The following is a 2,540-nucleotide window of genomic DNA, read 5'->3' as shown; positions in this document are numbered from 1 at the left end:
GTAAGCATCCGGTGAGAGCCGCGTAGGGGTCACTCAGGCTGCTTGATTGACTTGCTTATTTCGGTCGCGCCAATTCCAAGGCAGAAGTTCGTCGAGCCGTTGGACCGGATGTGCAGCGATGCGCGCCAGGACGTCGGCGAGCCAAGCCTGTGGATCGAGGTCGTTCATTTTAGCCGTGACGATCAGGCTGTACATCATCGCGGCACGGTCGCCACCGCGGTCGGAGCCACAGAACAGCCACGACTTCCGCCCCAAGGCAATGCCGCGCAGGGCTCGTTCGGCGGCGTTGTTCGACAGGCAGATGCGGCCGTCCTCGAGGAAGCGGGTGAATGCGCTCCAGCGCTTGAGCATGTAGTCCATCGCCTTGGCGACATCGTTGCGCCGTGAGAGCTTGGCGCGTTGCTCACGCATCCAGGTTTCCAAATCGGCGACCAGCGGCGCGCTGAGCTCCTGGCGGACGGCCCGGCGCCGTTCGGGCGTCTCGCCGTTGATGCCTCGCTCGATCTCGAACAAGGCGTCGATCCGGCGGACTGCTTCCAGAGCCAAAGGCGAGATCACCGCTGGCTTTTTGCCCTGCACCTTGCGGCGCGCATTCTCCGCCAGATCAGCCATCACGAAGAACGGCCGTCGGGCATGGACCCAGCACGCCGCTTCCAGGATCGGACCTGCGTTGCGGCCCGGGTCGTAAAGCTTGCCATAGCCGCCATAGGCGTCGGCCTGGAAGATGCCGCTATAGCCGGCCAGATGGGCCTGCGGATGCTCGCCTGCGCGATCGCGCGAGTAATAAAATACTGCCCCCGGCGGGGCCTGCCCACCAAAAGGCTTGTCGTCGCGCGCATAGACCCAGATGCGGCCGGTGTCGGTCTTGCCTTTGGCCAGGACCGGCACCGTCGTGTCATCCCCGTGCAATCGCTCGGCACTCAGCACATGGGCCTCGAGGCGCCGGAACAAGGGCGTCAGCGCGACTGTGCAGCCGCCAACCTGGTCGGCGAGGGTCGACAGGCTGATCGGCACCCCTTCCTTGCCATAGCGTTCCGCCTGCCGGTTCAGCGGCTGGTGCTGGCCGAACTTCTCGAACAGCACCATCGCCAACAAGCTGGGGCCGGCCCAGCCACGGGCGATGACATGGAACGGCGCCGGGGCCTGGCTGATCTTCTCGCAATCACGGCAGCTGAACTTCTCCCGGACGTGCTGGATCACCTTCCAGGATTTCGGGATCACCTCCAGCGTCTCGGTGATGTCCTCCCCGAGCTTGGACAACCGCGCTCCGCCGCAGCAGGCGCACGCCACAGGTCTCGGCACGAGCACGCGCTCGCGAGGCAGATGGTCCGGGAACGGCTGGCGCGACGGCCTCTTGCGCGTGAACGAGGCCACCTTCGTCGTCCTGGCCGCGGCCATTTCGGCAGCGATCTCATCCTCGGTCGCTGAGGCCTCGAGCTCCTCCAGCGTCAGTTCGAGCTGATCCAGCAGCCTTGCGGTACGCTCCGAGCCAGGGCCATAACGATCACGATTCAGCTTTTCGATCTGCAGCTTCAGGTGAGCGATCAGCGCATGGTCGTCGGACTGCTGGGCGCGAACGCTGGCAAGTTCGGCGCGCGTCGCCAGCAACGCGGCCTGCAGCGCCTCAATGTCTTCCGGCAGCTTCTCGGGACCGCTACCCATGCACCGATGGAATCACAAAAGCCGCGATTTGGCGCGCGCTTTTTGCAATCTCACGGGACTATTGCGCAATCTATCCTGCGCTCTGCGGCCGCCAACTGTGTTGGGGGTTGCGCCAGTCGATCGCCTCCAGCAAATAGCCCATCTGAGCTGCGGTCAGCGACATCACGCCGTCCACCGTCGCCGGCCAGATGAAGCGGCCACGGTCCAGCCGCTTGGCATAGAGCGATAGCCCGACCCCGTCGTGCCAAAGCGCCTTGATCAGTGTGCCGGCACGACCACGGAACACAAAGACGTCGCCGGCAAAAGGGTCGCGCCCCAGGCCCTCTTGCACCAGCAATGCCAGACCCTGCATGCCTTTGCGCATATCGGTGTGACCGGTTGCGATCCAGATCCTCGCCCCTGCTGCGATCGGGATCATCGCCGCTCCAGCAGATCCAACACGCGAGACAACGCGGTCGTATCAACGCCGGCGTCCACGATCACGCGACAGGCCTTGCCGACGACAATCTCCATGCGTCCGCTCGCTGGCCCCGCTAAAGATACCGGCGACGCCGGCGGTTGGTCCGGCATCACCATCGCCGGCACAAAGCCGGGCCGGGGATCTTCTTCACCGCCCGTCCGCGTCCCAAACGATCGTCGCCAAGTCAACAGGAGCGAGCGCGAGATGCCGTATCGTCGTGCTGTCGATGAGACCGCGCGCGGTGTCTGCAAACTCTCCAGAACGATCTTGAGTTTCTCGTCATCGCTCCAGCGACGCCGACGGCCAGTCTCGACAACCTCGAACCGTTCAATCTGAGCACTGAACTTATTGCTGTCCATAAGGGCTGTTACACAGCACTCGTCTTAACCCGACAAGGCGGCCCTCACCGGAGGGAGAC

General features: G+C 64.1%; 3 protein-coding genes. All 3 read right to left on the bottom strand.

Features of this window, described 5'->3' with window-relative positions; translation table 11 throughout:
- Positions 1 to 33 precede the first annotated feature (33 nt).
- Entirely contained in the window at positions 34 to 1,662 is a 1,629-nt protein-coding gene (tnpC, locus tag ACZXDY_RS45440) for an IS66 family transposase (RefSeq protein ID WP_464349953.1), read from the bottom strand.
- 70 nt (positions 1,663 to 1,732) lie between these two features.
- Positions 1,733 to 2,080 (bottom strand): IS66 family insertion sequence element accessory protein TnpB, encoded by a 348-nt coding sequence (gene tnpB, locus ACZXDY_RS45435; protein ID WP_464349952.1) that lies wholly within the window; start codon positions 2,078 to 2,080, stop codon positions 1,733 to 1,735.
- Positions 2,077 to 2,481, bottom strand: a complete 405-nt coding sequence (gene tnpA / locus ACZXDY_RS45430; protein WP_464349951.1) for an IS66-like element accessory protein TnpA — start codon at positions 2,479 to 2,481, stop codon at positions 2,077 to 2,079. The genes tnpB and tnpA overlap by 4 nt, the downstream gene beginning before the upstream one ends.
- Positions 2,482 to 2,540 lie beyond the last annotated feature (59 nt).

It is taken from the genome of Bradyrhizobium sp. LeoB3 (assembly GCF_055456055.1).
Note: the sequence above shows the minus strand (reverse complement) of the source record. Positions and strands in the feature narration are given on the sequence as shown.

Bases quoted from the DNA above. Each gene is read 5' to 3' on its own strand.
- tnpA (WP_464349951.1), bottom strand. From the start codon at position 2,481: ATGGACAGCAATAAGTTCAGTGCTCAGATTGAACGGTTCGAGGTTGTC.
- tnpC (WP_464349953.1), bottom strand. From the start codon at position 1,662: ATGGGTAGCGGTCCCGAGAAGCTGCCGGAAGACATTGAGGCGCTGCAG.
- tnpB (WP_464349952.1), bottom strand. From the start codon at position 2,080: ATGATCCCGATCGCAGCAGGGGCGAGGATCTGGATCGCAACCGGTCAC.